Source organism: Wenyingzhuangia marina (assembly GCF_900130035.1).
Classification (GTDB): domain Bacteria; phylum Bacteroidota; class Bacteroidia; order Flavobacteriales; family Flavobacteriaceae; genus Wenyingzhuangia; species Wenyingzhuangia marina.
This window is the reverse complement of the sequence record NZ_FQXQ01000005.1, coordinates 25,958-43,621: the sequence shown is the minus strand read 5'-3', so window position 1 is coordinate 43,621 and position 17,664 is coordinate 25,958. Positions and strand designations below refer to the sequence as shown.

15 protein-coding genes and 1 tRNA gene are annotated in these 17,664 nt (G+C 31.7%); 4 read left to right on the top strand and 12 right to left on the bottom strand.

All coding sequences use genetic code 11. From position 1 onward, the window contains the following. The first annotated feature begins 18 nt into the window (after positions 1–18). Positions 19–372, top strand: coding sequence for a DUF4870 domain-containing protein (locus BUB70_RS11560; protein WP_143155301.1), 354 nt, complete (start codon positions 19–21; stop codon positions 370–372). Between the two features lie 3 nt (positions 373–375). Here the strand turns inward: BUB70_RS11560 and gldA are convergent, their stop codons facing one another. Next, the gene (gene gldA, locus BUB70_RS11555; protein WP_073121769.1) at positions 376–1,269 is read right to left on the bottom strand and encodes a gliding motility-associated ABC transporter ATP-binding subunit GldA; all 894 of its coding nucleotides are present in this window, start codon (positions 1,267–1,269) and stop codon (positions 376–378) included. A gap of 69 nt (positions 1,270–1,338) precedes the next feature. On the opposite strand from gldA, the gene BUB70_RS11550 reads away from it, so the two are divergent. Next, positions 1,339–2,076: a hypothetical protein gene (locus tag BUB70_RS11550; protein ID WP_073121767.1), complete on the top strand. Its 738-nt coding sequence runs from the start codon at positions 1,339–1,341 to the stop codon at positions 2,074–2,076. Beyond that, positions 2,057–2,764 carry a lipoyl(octanoyl) transferase LipB gene (gene lipB, locus BUB70_RS11545; RefSeq protein ID WP_073121765.1) on the top strand — a complete coding sequence of 236 codons (708 nt, stop codon included), beginning with the start codon at positions 2,057–2,059 and terminating at the stop codon, positions 2,762–2,764. The genes BUB70_RS11550 and lipB overlap by 20 nt, the downstream gene beginning before the upstream one ends. On the opposite strand, the gene BUB70_RS11540 is transcribed toward lipB, so the two are convergent. After that, positions 2,761–3,369 (bottom strand): ribonuclease HII, encoded by a 609-nt coding sequence (locus BUB70_RS11540; protein ID WP_073121763.1) that lies wholly within the window; start codon positions 3,367–3,369, stop codon positions 2,761–2,763. The genes lipB and BUB70_RS11540 overlap by 4 nt on opposite strands. A gap of 76 nt (positions 3,370–3,445) precedes the next feature. Here BUB70_RS11540 and BUB70_RS11535 point away from each other — a divergent pair, with 76 nt between their 5' ends. After that, the gene (locus BUB70_RS11535; protein ID WP_073121761.1) at positions 3,446–5,407 is read left to right on the top strand and encodes a putative porin; all 1,962 of its coding nucleotides are present in this window, start codon (positions 3,446–3,448) and stop codon (positions 5,405–5,407) included. Here BUB70_RS11535 and BUB70_RS11530 read toward each other — a convergent pair. The 10 genes from BUB70_RS11530 to BUB70_RS11485 form a co-directional block, all read right to left on the bottom strand. Next, positions 5,404–6,927 carry a hypothetical protein gene (locus BUB70_RS11530; RefSeq protein WP_073121759.1) on the bottom strand — a complete coding sequence of 508 codons (1,524 nt, stop codon included), beginning with the start codon at positions 6,925–6,927 and terminating at the stop codon, positions 5,404–5,406. The two genes, BUB70_RS11535 and BUB70_RS11530, sit on opposite strands and share 4 nt — an antisense overlap. 2 nt (positions 6,928–6,929) lie before the next feature. Continuing rightward, on the bottom strand, positions 6,930–7,382 hold the full coding sequence (dtd, locus tag BUB70_RS11525; protein ID WP_073121757.1) for a D-aminoacyl-tRNA deacylase: 453 nt from the start codon (positions 7,380–7,382) through the stop codon (positions 6,930–6,932). Beyond that, a complete protein-coding gene (rsgA, locus tag BUB70_RS11520; protein WP_073121755.1) occupies positions 7,382–8,320 on the bottom strand; it encodes a ribosome small subunit-dependent GTPase A in 939 nt (312 codons plus the stop codon). The genes dtd and rsgA overlap by 1 nt, the downstream gene beginning before the upstream one ends. 133 nt (positions 8,321–8,453) lie before the next feature. Next, positions 8,454–9,536, bottom strand: coding sequence for a bifunctional 3-deoxy-7-phosphoheptulonate synthase/chorismate mutase type II (locus BUB70_RS11515; RefSeq protein WP_073121753.1), 1,083 nt, complete (start codon positions 9,534–9,536; stop codon positions 8,454–8,456). Between the two features lie 18 nt (positions 9,537–9,554). Further along, on the bottom strand, positions 9,555–10,403 hold the full coding sequence (locus tag BUB70_RS11510) for a prephenate dehydrogenase (protein ID WP_073121751.1): 849 nt from the start codon (positions 10,401–10,403) through the stop codon (positions 9,555–9,557). Between the two features lie 38 nt (positions 10,404–10,441). Further along, the gene (locus tag BUB70_RS11505) at positions 10,442–11,590 is read right to left on the bottom strand and encodes a pyridoxal phosphate-dependent aminotransferase (protein WP_073122015.1); all 1,149 of its coding nucleotides are present in this window, start codon (positions 11,588–11,590) and stop codon (positions 10,442–10,444) included. Positions 11,591–11,592: 2 nt separating this feature from the next. Continuing rightward, complete coding sequence (locus tag BUB70_RS11500; RefSeq protein ID WP_073121749.1) at positions 11,593–12,408, bottom strand: prephenate dehydratase; 816 nt, start codon at positions 12,406–12,408, stop codon at positions 11,593–11,595. Positions 12,409–13,562: 1,154 nt separating this feature from the next. After that, positions 13,563–13,639, bottom strand: a tRNA-Thr gene (locus BUB70_RS11495). Positions 13,640–14,312: 673 nt separating this feature from the next. Further along, a complete protein-coding gene (locus tag BUB70_RS11490) occupies positions 14,313–15,218 on the bottom strand; it encodes a phosphatase PAP2 family protein (RefSeq protein ID WP_073121747.1) in 906 nt (301 codons plus the stop codon). Between the two features lie 64 nt (positions 15,219–15,282). Beyond that, positions 15,283–17,661: a GumC family protein gene (locus BUB70_RS11485; RefSeq protein WP_073121744.1), complete on the bottom strand. Its 2,379-nt coding sequence runs from the start codon at positions 17,659–17,661 to the stop codon at positions 15,283–15,285. Between the last annotated feature and the right edge of the window lie 3 nt (positions 17,662–17,664).

The following is a 17,664-nucleotide window of genomic DNA, read 5'->3' as shown; positions in this document are numbered from 1 at the left end:
ATTCAAAAAAATAATGCTATGATAGATACTCGCACAGAAAAAACTTTAGCCATCATTATACATTTATCTATTTTTTTAAGTGGATTTTTACCAATTGTAATTCCGTTAGTTATATGGTTGCTAAAAAAAGATGAAAGTCAATTTATCAATGAGCATGGAAAATCAGCATTAAACTTTCAGTTAACCATGTTAATTGTGGGAGCTGCTGCTCTACTTTTTTCTTTATTTACTTTTGGTTTAGGAGCTTTCCTTATGGTACCTCTAGCCATTATACTTGGGGTACTATCTATTATTTTTGTAGTCATTGCTGCTATTAACGCTAGTGGTGGACAATTATATAAATATCCTATTAGCTTGGAATTAATTAAATAATTACTAGGCAGTAACTTCTTTAAACAAAGTTTCTAAAGTCTTATTTTTAGTATTCATTTGTAAAATTTTTAAACCTTGCTCCTTAGCAAAATCAAAAATAGCAGAACGTTGATCTTTTTGAGTGCTAAAAGTAAGTTCCCACTCGTTATCATGGTAGTTTACCCAAGAAACTAAATGAGAAATTTGTTTGATGAATTGTTCTTCAATTTTAAAATCAAACTCTACTTGAATAATTTGTTGTTGCCCTGCTTTTAAAGTCGATAATTTTTCATCAACTTTTAAGTTTCCTTTGTTAATAATAATAACTCTATCACAAACAGCCTCTACTTCTTGCATAATATGTGTAGAAAAAAGCACAGTTTTTTGTTTTCCAATTTCTTTAATTAAAGCTCTTATTTCAAGAATTTGATTTGGATCCAAACCAGTGGTAGGTTCATCTAAAATCAAAACCTCAGGATTGTGAATTAAAGCAGCCGCCAAACCAACTCTTTGTTGGTATCCTTTAGATAATTGATGTATTTTTTTTGAAGCTTCATTGGTTAACCCGGTTTGATAAACAACTTTGTCAATCTCTCTTTTATCAACTTTATGAATGTCTGCAATAAATCGTAGATATTCTTTCACAAACATTTCTTTATAAAGTGGGTTGTGTTCAGGTAAGTATCCTATATGTTTGTTTGTTTCTTTTTGATTAGGAATTACAGGAAGTTCATTAATATACAATTTACCTTCGGTAGGAGTTAAAAAACCAGTTAACATTTTCATTAAGGTAGATTTCCCTGCTCCATTAGGCCCTAAAAAACCAACAATTTCTCCTTTGTTAATTTCAAAATCTAAATTATTTACAGCAATTTGCTCTCCGTACTTTTTAGAAACATGAACAACCTTAATAGACATCCTTTATAATTTTAGAGCTAAATTAAACATTCTTTTAGTACTTTTAAAAAAAGAAAAATGATTGTCGCTATGAAAAAGTTATGTTTATTATTTGTCACAGCCATATTACTTATCAGTTGTGAAATACAAGAAGAAATATATTTACACAATGATGGAAGTGGAAACATCAATTTTGTGATTGACTACGGAAATCAGCTTTCTACCATGAAAGGTTTTGTTAATAGCAATTCTAAAAACAAAATTAATATTGGTAAGAAAACAGATACTATTATTTATTTTAAAGATTTTATAGATCAAAACAAAGACAGTATTGGTTTATTAAGTTTAGAGGATCAGAAAACCATTAATGAACTCAAGAATTTTAGTATGCGTATGAACATTGATCCTGACCAAAAAATTGGAAAAATGGCGATATCTAACGAGTTTAAACACATCAGTAAACTTGGACATTTTGAGGAATTAATGCAAAAAGCTTCTTCCATTAATAATAAAAATAAGGAAACTAAGTATCCTATTAAATACAATACAGGTTTTGACTTTAAAAGAAAAAAATTTAAGAGATTTGTAATTGAAAAGAAACTATCTAAAGAAGATGAAAATAAATACCAAGCTAATATAAAAAATAGCAAACTATTTTTTAGTGGCATCAATTATAAGCTGGTATATCATTTTGATAGAAAAATAAAAAAGGTTACCAATAAAGATGCTGTTATTAGTGACGATAAAAAAACTTTAGAAATAAGTTATCCGATGGATACCTTAACACTAAACCCATATTTATTAGAATTTGAAGTCACACTTAAATAAAAAAGTTTCCTACCAAAATATTGGTAAAAAAGGATACAAAGAAACTTGGGATTATCAAGACCAATTGTTTCAAGAAATTATTCAGTCTAAAATGGATAATAGAAAAAACAATACTGAAGTTCCTACTAAAAATTATTTCCTGTTTGTAGAACATCCTCATGTTTATACTTTAGGTAAAAGTGGGGATATTTCTAATTTATTGCTTAACGAAAAACAACTTGAAGCCAAAGGAGCAACATTTTACAAAAGCAATAGAGGTGGTGATATTACTTACCACGGACCTGGACAAATAGTGGGGTACCCTATTATAGATTTAGACAATTTTTTTACTGACATTCACAAATACCTACGTTTTTTGGAAGAAGCCGTTATTTTGACTTTGCATGAATACGGGTTAAAATCTGAAAGAAGTTCTGGTGAAACAGGTGTTTGGCTAGATGTTGAAACTCCTTTTGCAAGAAAAATTTGTGCTATGGGTGTTCGTAGTAGTCGTTGGGTAACTATGCATGGTTTTGCTTTAAATGTAAATGTAGATTTGGGTTATTTTGACAATATCATTCCTTGTGGAATTAAAGGAAAAGCTGTGACATCTATGGAAGCAGAATTAGGTAAGAAAATAGACATCAAAGAAGTTCAGCAAAAATTATTAAAGCACCTTGGTCAACTTTTTGAATGGGAGTTGATTTAGTCTTTAAACAAACTTAATTGTTCATCTGGCAACAACTTAAAAGTTTGTCTATGATGTTCACAACTTCCTATTTCTTTAATCGCTTTTCTGTGTTCTTTGGTTGGATATCCTTTGTTTTTTTTCCAATTATAAGCAGGAAAATCTTTATGAATTTTTTCCATGTAAAAATCTCTATAAGTTTTTGCCAAGACCGATGCTGCTGCAATAGACAAATACTTTCCATCCCCTTTCACGATGGTTTCGCTAGGAATATCTTGATAAGGTCTAAACTTATTTCCATCTACAATAATAAACTCTGGTTTTATACTAAGCTGATCAATCGAACGATGCATGGCTGTTATTGAAGCTTGTAAAATATTAATTTCATCTATTTCTTGTTGATAAACAAATGAAACACCAAAGGCAATCGCTTCTTTTTCTATAATTGGCAACAACATTTTACGTTGTTTTTCCGTTAACTTTTTAGAATCGTTTAGTAAAGGATGTTCAAAATTTTCTGGTAAAATAACTGCTGCTGCCACTACTGGTCCTGATAAACAACCTCTACCAGCTTCATCTGTTCCTGCCTCCAATACTTGTCCTGAAAAATTTATCGCTAATCCCATATTGATAGTTGTACAGCTCAATATTAATCAAACTAATTCGTTTAAAAAAATTACCTTTGTCTTGCAATTATTGAATATGAAAAAATACATCTTCCTTTGGATACTTTTTATTACGGCGTTCCCACTATTTTCTCAGGAAAATGAAATAGTAGAAACCAAAATAGAAATACAAAAAGAAAAAAAATCTGAAGACATCCCTTTAGATAGTATTAAGAACATGTATGGTGCTAGATATGTTGATTATAAAATGATTACTTATGATCAAGATACTGTACAAATAGATACTACTTTAACAATTCAAAAATATTTTGCCCATAATTATACCCATCAAGATGATTTTGAATGGCTGGCTTTTGCAAACATGGGACAAACCTTTAATAAATTAGGATATGATTTGGTAAACAACCAAATTACACCTAAACTTGGAATTACAGCCAAGCAATATAATTTTTATAAAGTTGAAGATATAAACTACTACCACGTTCCCACACCAACTACTATTTTAAATTATAGATCTGGTTTTACTGGACAATATTTAAATAGCTTATTTACAACTAATTTTGGCAAACATAATAATGTTGCAATTAATTATAAAGGATTAAGATCTCAAGGTGATTATCAAAAAGTTAGGGTTAGCCATGTTAATTTCAGTTTTGCCTATAGCTATTTTAATCCAGCTAAAAGGTATCAATTCAGAACCCATATTATTTCTCAAAAATTAAGCAATTTTGAAAACGGTGGTTTAACAGAACGTTCTATCATTAATTTCAAAAATGACAATCCTGATTTTTCTGTAAGAAGTAGAGTTAACGTAAACCTATCAAGCTCAGAAAGTCTCTTAAAATCAACCAGATATTATTACGAGCATGAACTTAGAATATTAAACTCTAAAGATAGTTTAGATCAACATTTAACCAACTTAAAGTTAGGACATCATATTAGTTACGAAAAATCAAAATATACTTTCGAGTCTAAAGACACCCAATATTTCGACAATAACCCTAATATATATGGAACAAGATTAGATACCATTAATATTGGAACTAATGATAAAACCAACTTTACTGATACTGAAAATCAAGTATATTTAAAATTTAATTCTCCATGGATTTTAGGAAACTTTAAAGTTTTTAGCAGCCTTTACAACTTTAATCAGTCATATGATAATTCTTTAGTTGTAGGATCCAATGTTATTCCTAAAAGTAAAACAACCAGTTATACATCAGCAGGAGCCAATTGGAATGGAAAACTAAAAGGAATCTTTTTAAACGCTTATGCCGAACAAGTGATTAGCGGAGGAGACTTTGGAAGTAATTTACATGTAAATGCCGGATTTAAGCTAAAAAACAACACCTTAGCTAGGGCGGGAATTCAATTAAAAACAGCAGCTCCAAATACAAATACGATGTTTTACCAATCTAATTTTAGCAATCTTAACTGGAACCAAAATTTCGAAAACATTGTTTACAGAACTATTTATGGAAATATCAAAACCAAGTGGATTAATGCAGATGCATATATTCATCAAATAAAAAACTATACCTACTACAATAGTAACAGCGTAGCAAGTCAAAATACCGAAACCATTGATTATTTAAAAGTGAAAGTAAACAACGAGTTTAAGTTTGGAAATTTTAGATTGAACAATACCATTATGTATCAAAAATTGGCACGTGGTAGTGATGTGTTTAGAGTTCCTGAATTTGTGACTAGAAACACTTTATATTATCAAGATTACTTTTTTAAGGGAAAACCTTTATTGGCACAAATAGGTATTAGTTTTAAATATTTTACCAAATATTATGCTAATGCTTTTAATCCTGTATTAAATGAATTTTACATTCAGAATGACACCAAAATTGGAGATTATCCTACTTTTGATGTATTTGTAAACGGAGAAGTAAGACGTACCCGAATTTATTTTAAAGTAGAGAATGTAACTGCCGCTCTTACAGGAAGAAATTACTTTGTAACCCCTAACAATCCTGCTAGAGACCTTTCTATTAGATTAGGTCTTGTATGGAATTTCTGGAATTAGTTCTTCACCAACTGACTAATATTTAATTTAATTCCTACATCCAACAAAAATGGTGTAAAATTACCAGTAACAGCTCTTACTTGTCCTGTGTTTAAAACAAAACTCCAACGCTTGTTTATTTGTTTTTCTAATCCAATATTATATTGATATATCATTCCACTTCCTAAATTAATACTCCCTCCTCCACCAGCTCCAAACAATCCTTTAGCAGTAAGACTCCACGAAGTACTTATAGGATGATAATATTGTAGTCCTAACCAACCTTCAGCATATGCTCCATAATTTCCTTGATATGCCCAAACGGTAGCCCCTATTATACTAATATGATTATTTAATTTCTTTTCTAATTCAAATCCTATAGAATTAAAAACATCGTCATAAACTCTCCCTCCTTTATCTTTTTTATTTCCAGAAAAATAAGCCCTGTTATAAGTACTAAAACTAAATTCTTCTTTCTTTATTTTATCTGACTCTACCAATTCAATCGAATTTATGTCTGGATTTTTATACAATTTAAATCTTTTTCCTAAAGAAATATCTATGTGATTAGATTCAAAATTTCCATTAGGAGCATAGGTGTTTCCATAGCTTACGTTGAATAAATAATCTGAAAATCGAAGCCCAACACCCGCTTCTATTTGAGTGGCAAATCCACCTCCAAACTGCACATTTCCACCTCCTGCACCTCCAACCAATCCTTTTGCATCAATAGACAACCAATTGGTTATTGGCAATTCGTATCCTACTCCTGATAAAAGCATCATAAAACCATCTACTTCTCCAATAAAAGCTCCTCCTAATTTTAAAACCCCATAAAAATTATGATGATGACCACTTTTTAAAAGTGCCCCTAATAAAGAAATATTTGGAGCATCTTTATCAACAACAACATCTGTTTTTAAAGGCCCCTTTTTATAATTCATTAAGTTCATAGAAAGCGCACTTATTTCTATCATATTAAAAAATGTAATTCCATTTCCTTTTTCAGTTGAATTGATATTATTCGCTAGATAAGTATTAGTCTTAATGGTAGCTCCCACATTAAGATTAAAACTGTTAATGGCTCCACTAGGAAAATCAACTAAGGATAAACCTGCTCTAAGAGAAATATTCTTACTTACAAAAGCTTCTAAATCTAAATGAGGTCTAACCATTAAACCACCTCCGTCAGGGGCACCACTTCCCCCTCCACCTCCTAGAAAAAGACCAGCATCATAATATAACCAATCCTTTATAATAGGCTTCTGAATTCCTGCAGTAACTCCAAACACAAATAAACCTGATCTAATTCCTGTTAATGCTGAATATGAATTGACACCGAAATACCATTTTGGAGCCTTAGGTATTAGCCCAAACATTTCATAACCATGACCTAAAAAACCTAAATCTTGTTCTCCCTGCATTCTCACTATTTCACCAGAAAGACGAATTCTAGAAGGAAGTCTTTCTACTTGATATTTATTTTGTGAAAAAGATACAAATGAGAAAATGAGTAGTAAAAATGTAAATATTCTTTTCATAACTATTCTTTATTGTGGGAATCTATAGTAATCGTTACAGGTCCATCATTGATCAAAGCAACTTTCATATCTGCTCCAAACTCACCGCTTTTAACTTCTTTGGATAATAATTCTTGCAAACGTTTTTTAAAACTTTCGTAAAGTGGAATGGCAGTTTCTGGCCTCGCGGCTTTTATATAACTAGGTCTATTTCCTTTTTTAGTTAAAGCATGTAAAGTAAATTGACTTACAACAATTATTTCTCCATCAATATCTTGTAATGATAAATTCATCAAACCTTTTTCATCTCCAAAAATCCTTAGCTTGATAATTTTCTGACATAACCATTCAATATCTTCATAAGTATCTTCAGGAACAATGCCCACCAATACCAACAATCCTTTAGCTATCTCAGCTACTTTTTGTTGATCAATCGTTACCGATGCTTCACTAACTCGCTGAATTACTACTCTCATTATTTAAAAACGTCTTGTCTATAATGTTCCTCATCTTCGCTTAATAATTGAAGATAGCTTTCATATCTGGTTTCCGATATTTTTCCTTCCTCCAAAGCTTCTTTTACCGCACATTTAGGCTCGTTTAAATGAAGACAATTGTTAAACTTACAATCTGATTTTAAAGCAAATAATTCAGGAAAATAATCAGTGACTTGGTATTTATCAAAATCTACCACTCCAAAACCTCTAATCCCAGGAGTATCAATAATATAACCTCCAAAAGAAAGTGGATACATTTCTGCAAATGTTGTGGTATGTTGTCCTTGCTGATGTTGCTCAGAAATAGCTTTGGTTTTTAAATCTAAAGTAGGTTCTAAAGCATTTACCAAAGTAGATTTTCCTACTCCAGAATGTCCGGCAAACAAACTCACTTTATCTTTCATTAAGACTTTAACAAGATTGATATTTATTTTTTCGGTCGCAGAAACATCAATACATTCATAACCAATACTGGTATAAATATATTTAAATGCTTCACGATACTCATCCATTTCTTCATCATGTGTATCAACTTTATTAAACAACAAAATTGTTTTGATACTATAGGCTTCGGCAGTCGCTAAAAAACGATCGATAAAAGTAGTTGTGGTTTCTGGGTTATGAAGGGTTACAATTAGAAAAGCAATATCAATATTAGAAGCGATGATATGTGTTTGCTTTGATAAGTTTACAGATTTACGAACAATGAAATTTCTTCGTTCGTGAATTTCTTTTACAACTCCCGTTTCTTTTTTAGGTTCTAACTCAAAAGTTACCACATCACCTACGGCAATTGGATTGGTACTTTTAATTCCTTTCATTCTAAACTTACCCGGAATTCTACATTGATGCACTTCTCCATCTTCAGTTCTTACTGAATACCAACTTCCTGTAGATTTTGTAACGATTCCATTCATATGGTAAAAATAGTTGTTCCTAAGAACTTATTCTATTGGAAAGATAAAAATTTATTTGTTTCTTATTATCCCATAAAACAAAAACGGGAACAAGTTTAACTTGTCCCCGTTTTTAATATAAAAAAATCTTTAATTACTTAGAAGTAACAATTTCTTCTTGTTTGTTAATAGACTCTTGGTGAATTGCTTTAAAAACAGATTCGATAAAATCTTGGCTTAAACCAGATTTTTCTCCAACAGCAACCATGTTTTGTAAAATTTCTCCCCAACGAGCATCTTGTAAAACAGAAATGTTTTTAGATTTTTTAACTTCACCTATTTGAACGGCAACTTTCATACGCTCAGCTAAAGTATCAATGATGTGGTTATCTATCACATCAATCTCAGCTCTTAACTGTTGTAATTGATCTAAAGTTTCTCCTTCTGCTTTAGGCTTACGAACTTTTAAATCGTTCATAATCTCTACCAAACGAGCAGGAGTAATTTGCTGTGCAGCATCAGACCAAGCATCATCTGGAGTAATATGAGTTTCAATCATCAATCCTTCGAAGTTTAAATCTAAAGCGATTTGAGAAATTTCTTGGATTCCAGTTCTGTTTCCACAAATGTGAGATGGATCGTTGATGATTGGTAAATCTGGGAATTGACGTTTCAATTCAATTGGCAATTGCCATTGAGGAACGTTTCTGTAACGAGTTTTCTTATAAGAAGAGAATCCTCTGTGAATAACTCCTAAATTTTTAATATTTGCTTTGTACAAACGTTCAACACCACCTAACCATAAAGCTAAATCTGGATTGATTGGGTTTTTAATCAAAATAATTTTATCAGTACCTTCTAAAGCATCTGCTACTTCTTGAACAGCAAATGGGTTTACTGTAGTACGAGCACCTAACCATAAGATATCAACATCAGCTTCTAAAGCTAATTTTACGTGAGCTACATTAGCAACCTCAACAGCAGTTAACAATCCTGTTTGTTCTTTTACTTTCTTTAACCAAGGTAATGCTACAGCACCAACTCCTTCAAATCCTCCTGGTCTAGTTCTTGGTTTCCAAACACCTGCTCTAAATACAGTTACATCTGTGTCTTTTAATTCGTGAGCAATTTTTAATACTTGCTCTTCTGTTTCTGCACTACAAGGTCCAGCAATTACTAGAGGATGATCTAATTTCATGTCATCCAACCACGTTCTTAATTCTTTTTTGTTTTCCATCTTAGTAATTATATACTTTTATTTTTGAATTCCTGTTAATACTTCTTTTATATGATTGGTTTCCAACATTGTTTGTTGTAACCCTTCTTTATTTTCTTCTAAGATTAAATTCTTAAATGCAGTTAAATTATCTATATACTCATTTAATGAACTTAAAATATTCTCCTTGTTTTCTATAAAAATAGGAGTCCACATGTTTGGAGAACTTTTTGCCAAACGAACGGTAGATTCAAAACCAGAACCCGCCATGTCAAAAATATTCTTCTCGTTCTTTTCCTTCTCCAATACCGTTTTCCCTAACATAAAAGAACTAATATGTGATAAGTGAGAAACGTAAGCAATGTGCTTGTCGTGTTCTGCACTATTCATAAAAATAGTTCTCATGTTTAAAGTGTTAAAAATGTGTAACACTTTATCTACGGCCTCCTTACTACTTAACTCTTTATCACAGATGATATTTACTTTATCATCAAACAAATTATAAATAGCAGCCTCTGGTCCAGAATGTTCTGTACCCGCTATTGGATGAACGGCCACAAAATTACTCCTTTTTTCGTGATTTTCAACTGTTTTGCTCAGTTTCTCTTTGGTAGAGCCCATATCAAAGACAATGGCGTCTTTTTTAACTACATCTAGTACTTTTATTGCTAAATCTGGTAAAAAATTTACCGGCACAGCCAACACAACAACATCACTATCAGTAATTTGAGGGAAATCTACTATTTTATCAACAATACCAAGGTCTAATGCTTTTTGGGCATTCGTCTCATTCGCATCGATTCCGTGGATGGAATAGCCTAAACGTTTCTTTAATTCTAATGCTAAAGAACCTCCTATTAACCCTAACCCTATGACTGTTACTAACATACTTTTAATACTCTATCTATGCTTTATCTATACTTTAACTATGCCTTAACCCTAACTAAAACTTGTTGTAAATTTTCTTCGGAAACACATAAAGATAATCTTATATATCCCTCTCCGTTAGAACCAAAAACGGTTCCTGGTGTAATAAATACATCTTTTTCATATAACATTTTATCTGTCATTTGTTCTGATGTGATTCCTTCTGGTAATTTTGCCCATACAAACATTCCAACATGTGTGGTATCATACACACAATTTAAGCTATCTAATATTTGATAAACAATTTGTCTACGTCTGTGATAATGTTCATTGATGCTTTTAAACCAGTCTTTTGACAAGTGTAAAGCTTCAATAGCTCCTTTTTGAATTCCATAGAACATTCCAGAGTCCATATTGCTTTTTACTTTTAATATTTGATCTAAATATTCTTGAGCCCCTACAAACATTCCAACTCTCCAACCTGCCATGTTAAAACTTTTACTCAAAGAATTCAGCTCTAAAGCTACTTCTTTGGCTCCTTCAAAGTTTAAAATACTTTCAGGATTTTCATTCAACACAAAACTATATGGATTGTCATTTACCAATAATATTTCATGTTTTTTAGCAAACTCGATTAACTTTTGATATACCTGATTCTTCGCTATTGCTCCAGTTGGCATGTGTGGATAATTGATCCACATGATTTTTACCTTAGATACCTCTAATTTTTCTAAAGCCTCAAAATTTGGCAACCACTCATTGTCTTCTACTAAATCATAAAAAACAGGTTCTGCCCCCACCAACTTTGTTACTGAAGTATATGTTGGATATCCTGGATTTGGCACCAATACTTGATCTCCTGGATTTAAAAAAGCCATCGATACGTGCATGATTCCTTCTTTAGACCCCATTAAAGGCAACACTTCTGTATCAGGATTTAAGGTTACCTTAAAATTTTCTTGATAGAAAGAAGCCATTGCTTGTCTCAAGGCTGGTAATCCTTGGTAAGATTGATATCCATGAGCTGTAGACTCACTAGCTGCCGAACTTAATGCCTGTAAAACTTTTTCATCAGGGATTAAATCTGGACTCCCAATCCCTAAACTAATGATTGGTTTCCCTGCTGCTCTTAAAGCGGCTACTTCTCTTAATTTTTTTGAGAAATAGTATTCTTTTACCTCCTCTAATCTATTTGCTATCGAAACAATCATTACTTGTTGTTTTTGTATTCTCCTAATATTTTTAAACTCGATACTTTCCCTCTAATGTCCACCAATGCATTTTTGTACTCTTGGTAATCCTCAAAAACCAAATCTGCAAAAAATGCATATTCCCAAGGCGTTTCTATGATAGGTAAAGATTGTATTTTAGATAAATTGACTTTGTGATTTGCCAACAACATCAATACCTCTCCTAAAGAACCACTTTCATCTTTTAATACAAATTTTAAAGAAGCTTTGGTTACTTCTGGATTGTTTAATGATTCTTGCCTTTGTAAAATCACAAACCTTGTATAATTGTTTTTGATGGTTTGAATTTGCTCTGCAACCATTTCTAATTCATATATTTCTGCCGCTTTATCACTCGCTATAGCTCCCACTTTTTTTAATTGATTCTCTTGAATTCTTCTAGCTACCTCTGCTGTATCTGTATCTTCAATCAACTTGATGTGTGGATAATCTTTAAAAAAACTTCTACACTGCAATAATGCCATCGGGTGAGAATACACCTTTTTAATTTCTTCTATTTTTTGACCTGGTAAACTCATTAAATTTTGATGAATTCCCAAATAATATTCCCCTACAATTGCCAAATCATTTTCATCAATCAAGGTGTAATTAGGAATGATTGCTCCAGCGATAGAGTTTTCAATAGCCATGACTAAAAAATCTGCGGTTCCATTTAACAGAAGGTTTGGCATTTCTCCAAAGGTCATACATTCTATTAACTCAATGTTTTCTCCAAAATAGTTCTCGGCTACTATGTGATGAAATGACCCTTTTATTCCTTGAATTGCTATTTTCATTTTCTTTTTTTAACAAAAAAAAAAGTCTCGATAAATCGAGACTTCTAGTTATGCAGTTTTATATAAAATTAACACACGAAAAGTCTCTTTTCCCCCATAAAGAAGAAAAAATAATAAAATCCGTTAGTGTTAAATAATTTCATGACTTGTAATATAATAGGGCAAATGTAAAAATTAAATCTACATTGACAAACATTAATTTTATTTTTTTTAACTGTGTTAGTTTGATAGTTGCTTTTTGTTAGTTCTAGACTTACTTCGCATTTTTTTGATGAGATAATAAAATGAGATTAGTACTACAATGATTATTTTTTGGAATTATGAGTTACAAATAGATAATTAAGTTTTTTTTATATAATGTATCTCGACTCCGCTCGATGACCAAACTCGAATAGACTTTGATAAGCTCTGTGACAGCCGCTCGATAGTCGATGTCCGGAATTCATTATTTAATGTCTAAGGTTCAATATTCGAGGAGCGAGAATTGGTGAAGAGTGAGAGATGAATAATGAATAGTGAAAAATAAAGAACTGTCTACTAAATAAACTAACAATCACTATTCTTTTTTAATTCTCATACTTTGTCTTGATACAAAGTACGCAAAAATCAAGATCAATCTTATGAAATTACTGCGTAACAATTCACATATTATTATCTTCCAACCCGCCGTCTGGCTCGTTCGCTAAAAGAATCTACTAGATTCTTTTTTAACGCTCCGTCCTGCTCGCAATTCAATGACTACATAACTTATTTCTTAGATTGATCGGTTTAAAACCTGTTTGTTATTGGTATTGAGAGTGCATCTCGACTCCGCTCGATGACCAAACTCGAATAGACTTTGACAAGCTCTGTGACAGCCGCTCGATGGTCTATGTTCGGAATTCAAGGTTCAAAATCTAAGGTTGAGATGCTGAGACATATTCAGTGAACCTTGTATAAAAAACTTAATCGTCAGTCTTCTATAAATCAAAATGGTTTAGCTATACAGCTAAGAAAAGCCATGTTAACCTTTTAAGCTTTGTTATGCCTGACACTTCTCGATACATTTTTTCGTTCCTCAAAAATTACTCGAAGTGACAATTTATATATCTAAAACTCTACAAGAAAGGAAGTACTCATATGAGCAAAAAAAGAGACAACGAAAGTTGTCTCTTTGGAGCCGATAATAGGACTCGAACCTACGACCTGCTGATTACAAATCAGCTGCTCTAGCCAGCTGAGCTATATCGGCGTTGCGGGTGCAAATATAGTTGGTTTTTACAATTCACCAAACATTTTTTTAATAAAAAATTTCATTTTTTTTAGTGTAAAAATAAATCACTTAAAATCAAACAAATAGCATATGTTTTTTATCTATATAAGCTGGGATATTATTTGGTACTTCGACAAGTTCAGTAACCGTCTTTGATATACTCCAAAACTCTACCTGATAAGTTCTGTGACTATTATAAAATTTATGCATTTATGTTTTCTTTATTCATTTTTGCTTGATACTTCGACTAGCTCAGCACAAGTACAAAACGAATCAAAAAATCAAGATCAATCTTATGAAATTACTACGTAACAATTCACGTATTATTATCTTCCAACCCGCCGTCTGGCTCGTTCGCTAAAAGAATCTACTAGATTCTTTTTTAACGCTCCGTCCTGCTACACAATTCTATGACTACATGCTTATTTCTTAGATCTATCGTTTTAAAAACTTGTTTGTTATTTGTATAGATAGTGCATCTCGACTTCGCTCGATGACCAAGCTCGAATAGATTTCGACAAAATCAGTGAATGTCACTCAACAGTCGATGTTCAAGATTAAACGTTTAAAATTCAAAATTGAGATACTTAAACGTCTTCAAAATGAATGTTGTTAATTGTTTAGAATTACAAATTAGGAAAATGGATAGCTGTTAAAAAGTTGCTACTAGCGTTAAGCCATTGTATCGAGATGAAATAGATGGCATCCACTGAAACGATATTTCTTTTTCTTTGTTCGGTAGTATTCCTCTAGCTCTCCAACTACTCCTTACGATAGATCTCCCAATAACTGTCCCGATGATTCCACCTGCTACCATATCAGATACCCAGTGCCTATGTTCTTTTATTTCAGCTAAAAAAACAGCAGTCATGAATCCATAAGGAATCCAATAATTGTCAAATTCCATTTGGAATACTTTTGCCATGGCAAAAAAGGCGGTCGCATGTAAAGATGGAAGTGATGTGCCTGAGAAATTTCCATATATATGATCTCCATTCCTACTATTAAAAAAATCAAAAGGATTATCTGTTGCTGAATCAAAATCAGCGTTTTTATCTTTTAAACTATTATAAGGTCTTGCTCTTCCAAATATTGTTTTTAAGATAACTTGAGATACTAAAATAGAGTAGCCTAAAGCTTTGAATCCATTAATAGCAGCATATTGTCCTTTTTCATACCCTCCAAAAAAAGACCCTACATATGTTCCTGCCATGGCATAAAACATATAGGCATCATTTCCTTCTAACCAGGGGAAGTCTATATTACTAAATCTTGGAATAGTATAGTCTATTCTCGTTTCAATTTCTTCTTGATAAAACTGAGTCACAGGCTTGTCTACTAATACTAAAGCTCCAACAATGCCAGTATATAAGGCCGTTTTTTTCCAATCTTCTGATACATTTTTTCCCATGTACACAAAATCAGATGGAATGGTTTTGAAAGATGTTTTGATGACATTGCCTGCTAAATTTAATGTTCTAGGAAAATAAGATTTATGAATCTCTTGGGCATTCAGCAAAAAAGGAACTATTAACAAACCTATACATATCTTTTTCATTGCTCTCAATTTGTTGTCTTTATACAAAAAGTGTTTAGAAAATTAATTCTAAACACTTTGTTAACTATCGTTTAAATATTTTTTTGAAAAAATTCTGTTTTACGTTGTCCTCTTCTCCATAGCCATAACCACCATAGGTATAATATCCTCCATATCCATAAGATCTTTCATGACTCATGGCGTTTATTAAAATAGAAATATTTGGTAAACGTTTTTCTTGATATAATTTTTGAGGTACTTCCAACAAACGTTTGTCTAAATAATTTGCTCTTGCTACATATACAAACATATCTGCATATTTACTAATCATTAAAGTATCCGTCACCAAATTAACAGGAGCCGTATCTACTACAATATAGTCGTAAATCTCTTTTAATTCTTCGAACATTGTTTGTAGTCTAGTATTTAACAACAATTCTGCTGGGTTTGGTGGCACTACACCCGAACTCAATACATCTAAATTATCAACCTCTTGTAAAGAGAATACTACATCTGTAATTTTCTCTTCCTGACCAATTAAATAATTACTTACGCCACTTCTGTTAGGTAGTCCTAAATATTGCGTAATCTTAGGAGCTCTTAAATCCAATCCAACTAATAATACTTTTTTTCCTGTTAAGGCTAAGGAAGAAGCCGTATTTACAGACACAAATGTTTTTCCTTCTCCTGACACTGTAGAAGTTACAAAGATCACTTTTGATTTTTCAGTTACTCCAGACAAAATAAAATCTAAATTCGTTCTCAATAATCTAAAAGCCTCGGCCGAACTACTCCTACTTCCTTGTTTGATGATTACTTTTTCTTCTGATTTATCAAAAGGAATGTCTCCTAAAATTGGAATAGACACATGCTTTTCTATATCCTCTCTTGAATGGAATTTAGTATCTAATAACTCTCTAATATAAATGATTGCAAAAGGAATGATTAATCCTATGATTAATCCTGCTAAAGCAATTATAGGTTTTTTAGGAGCCACTGGTTTTTTATTACTATAGGCCCTGTCAATGATTTTTGCATTGGATACAGTAACTGCTAAGGAAATTTTATTTTCTTCCTTCTTTTGAAGTAAATAAGAATATAATTGAGCTATGATTTCTTGTCTTCTTAAAATGACACGGTATTCACGAACTTGCTGCGGCATTGAAGAAATTTTACCATCATATTGACTCTCTTTTTCTTTTAAAGAATTGATAGCTATTTTTAATTGCTGTTTGCTATTGATTAATGAAAACTTAATATTCTCTCTTAAGTTACTCAATTCAATGTTTAAATTTTGCACCACTGGATTGGCTGAGGACGATGTTCTTAACAGTCTATTTCGTTCCAATAATAATTGATTAAAATTTGCCACGGAGGCACTTAACTGCAAATTATCCTCTATACCAATACTTGATGGTAATAAATCAAAATCTTCTTTTTGTTTTTGAATGTTCTCAATCATAAATTCAACGACACTCAACTGCGTTGATTTTTGAAACAAGACCTGTTCATTTAACGATTTCTCCTCCACAAATAACTTTCCTTGCTCTTTAATGTCTGTGATCTGTTTGTCCTTTTTATAAGCCTCTTCTATACGATCTACTTGATCTAATTCTTTTTTGATTCCTTCTAAACGTTCCTCAATAAAAGCGTCTGTTTTTTTCCCCACTTGGTTTTTGTCTTCTATAGACATTTGATTATACAAGTCAATCAAAGTATTTAGAATCAATTCTGCTTTTGCTTTTACGGGATACTGCAAACTTATATTGATGATATTAGCATCATCAACTTCCGACATCGATACTTCTTTTTTGAATTTCTCAATGGTTTCATCTAAACTTTTAAATACCAATTCATAACTATTATTTGCTTCTTCATTAAATTTTTCAAAATTTGGCGTTAATAAAAATTCATAGTTTCCAATCTTTAATTTCTGCCCAAATCTTGCCGTGTTTTCTTCATCTGTTCCCTCAATTTGATATTTAAACTGTTCTTTGTTTATAATTGTAATATCTATAACGGTGTCTAATTGGTAAAAAGATTCTTTGTTAGATAATACTTGAGGTTTTATGGGTATGTTCTTAAATATCTCTACTTTCTTTAATCCTTGTTGTTGAAATAAAGATACATTCAAATCAAGTTCCCTTACATAGGCTTCAGCTAAGGTTCTTGATTTGATGATCTCTATTTCATCTGTCACATTGTTCTTTCCTCCTAAGCCCAAAGCTGATAAGTCTTGGAATGCCGATAGTTCAGAGGCAGCTCCCCCTTCTTCCTTGATTAAAACAGAAGCATTTGACTGATATACATTTACTTTTGATTTGGCATAAAAAACCGCAATTCCTAGACATATAACGGTAGATAATAAAAACCATTTCCAATGGATTAGGTATTTTTCAATTTCTGACCTTATATCTATGCTATCATTTTCATTTCTAAAGTTGTTCTGTAGATTGTTTTCCATGAT

Coding starts and splice junctions, on each gene's coding strand:
- BUB70_RS11560 (WP_143155301.1), top strand. CDS start 19: ATGATAGATACTCGCACAGAAAAAACTTTAGCCATCATTATACATTTA.
- gldA (WP_073121769.1), bottom strand. CDS start 1,269: ATGTCTATTAAGGTTGTTCATGTTTCTAAAAAGTACGGAGAGCAAATT.
- BUB70_RS11550 (WP_073121767.1), top strand. CDS start 1,339: ATGAAAAAGTTATGTTTATTATTTGTCACAGCCATATTACTTATCAGT.
- BUB70_RS11540 (WP_073121763.1), bottom strand. CDS start 3,369: ATGGGATTAGCGATAAATTTTTCAGGACAAGTATTGGAGGCAGGAACA.
- BUB70_RS11535 (WP_073121761.1), top strand. CDS start 3,446: ATGAAAAAATACATCTTCCTTTGGATACTTTTTATTACGGCGTTCCCA.
- BUB70_RS11530 (WP_073121759.1), bottom strand. CDS start 6,927: ATGAAAAGAATATTTACATTTTTACTACTCATTTTCTCATTTGTATCT.
- dtd (WP_073121757.1), bottom strand. CDS start 7,382: ATGAGAGTAGTAATTCAGCGAGTTAGTGAAGCATCGGTAACGATTGAT.
- rsgA (WP_073121755.1), bottom strand. CDS start 8,320: ATGAATGGAATCGTTACAAAATCTACAGGAAGTTGGTATTCAGTAAGA.
- BUB70_RS11515 (WP_073121753.1), bottom strand. CDS start 9,536: ATGGAAAACAAAAAAGAATTAAGAACGTGGTTGGATGACATGAAATTA.
- BUB70_RS11510 (WP_073121751.1), bottom strand. CDS start 10,403: ATGTTAGTAACAGTCATAGGGTTAGGGTTAATAGGAGGTTCTTTAGCA.
- BUB70_RS11500 (WP_073121749.1), bottom strand. CDS start 12,408: ATGAAAATAGCAATTCAAGGAATAAAAGGGTCATTTCATCACATAGTA.
- BUB70_RS11490 (WP_073121747.1), bottom strand. CDS start 15,218: ATGAAAAAGATATGTATAGGTTTGTTAATAGTTCCTTTTTTGCTGAAT.
- BUB70_RS11485 (WP_073121744.1), bottom strand. CDS start 17,661: ATGGAAAACAATCTACAGAACAACTTTAGAAATGAAAATGATAGCATA.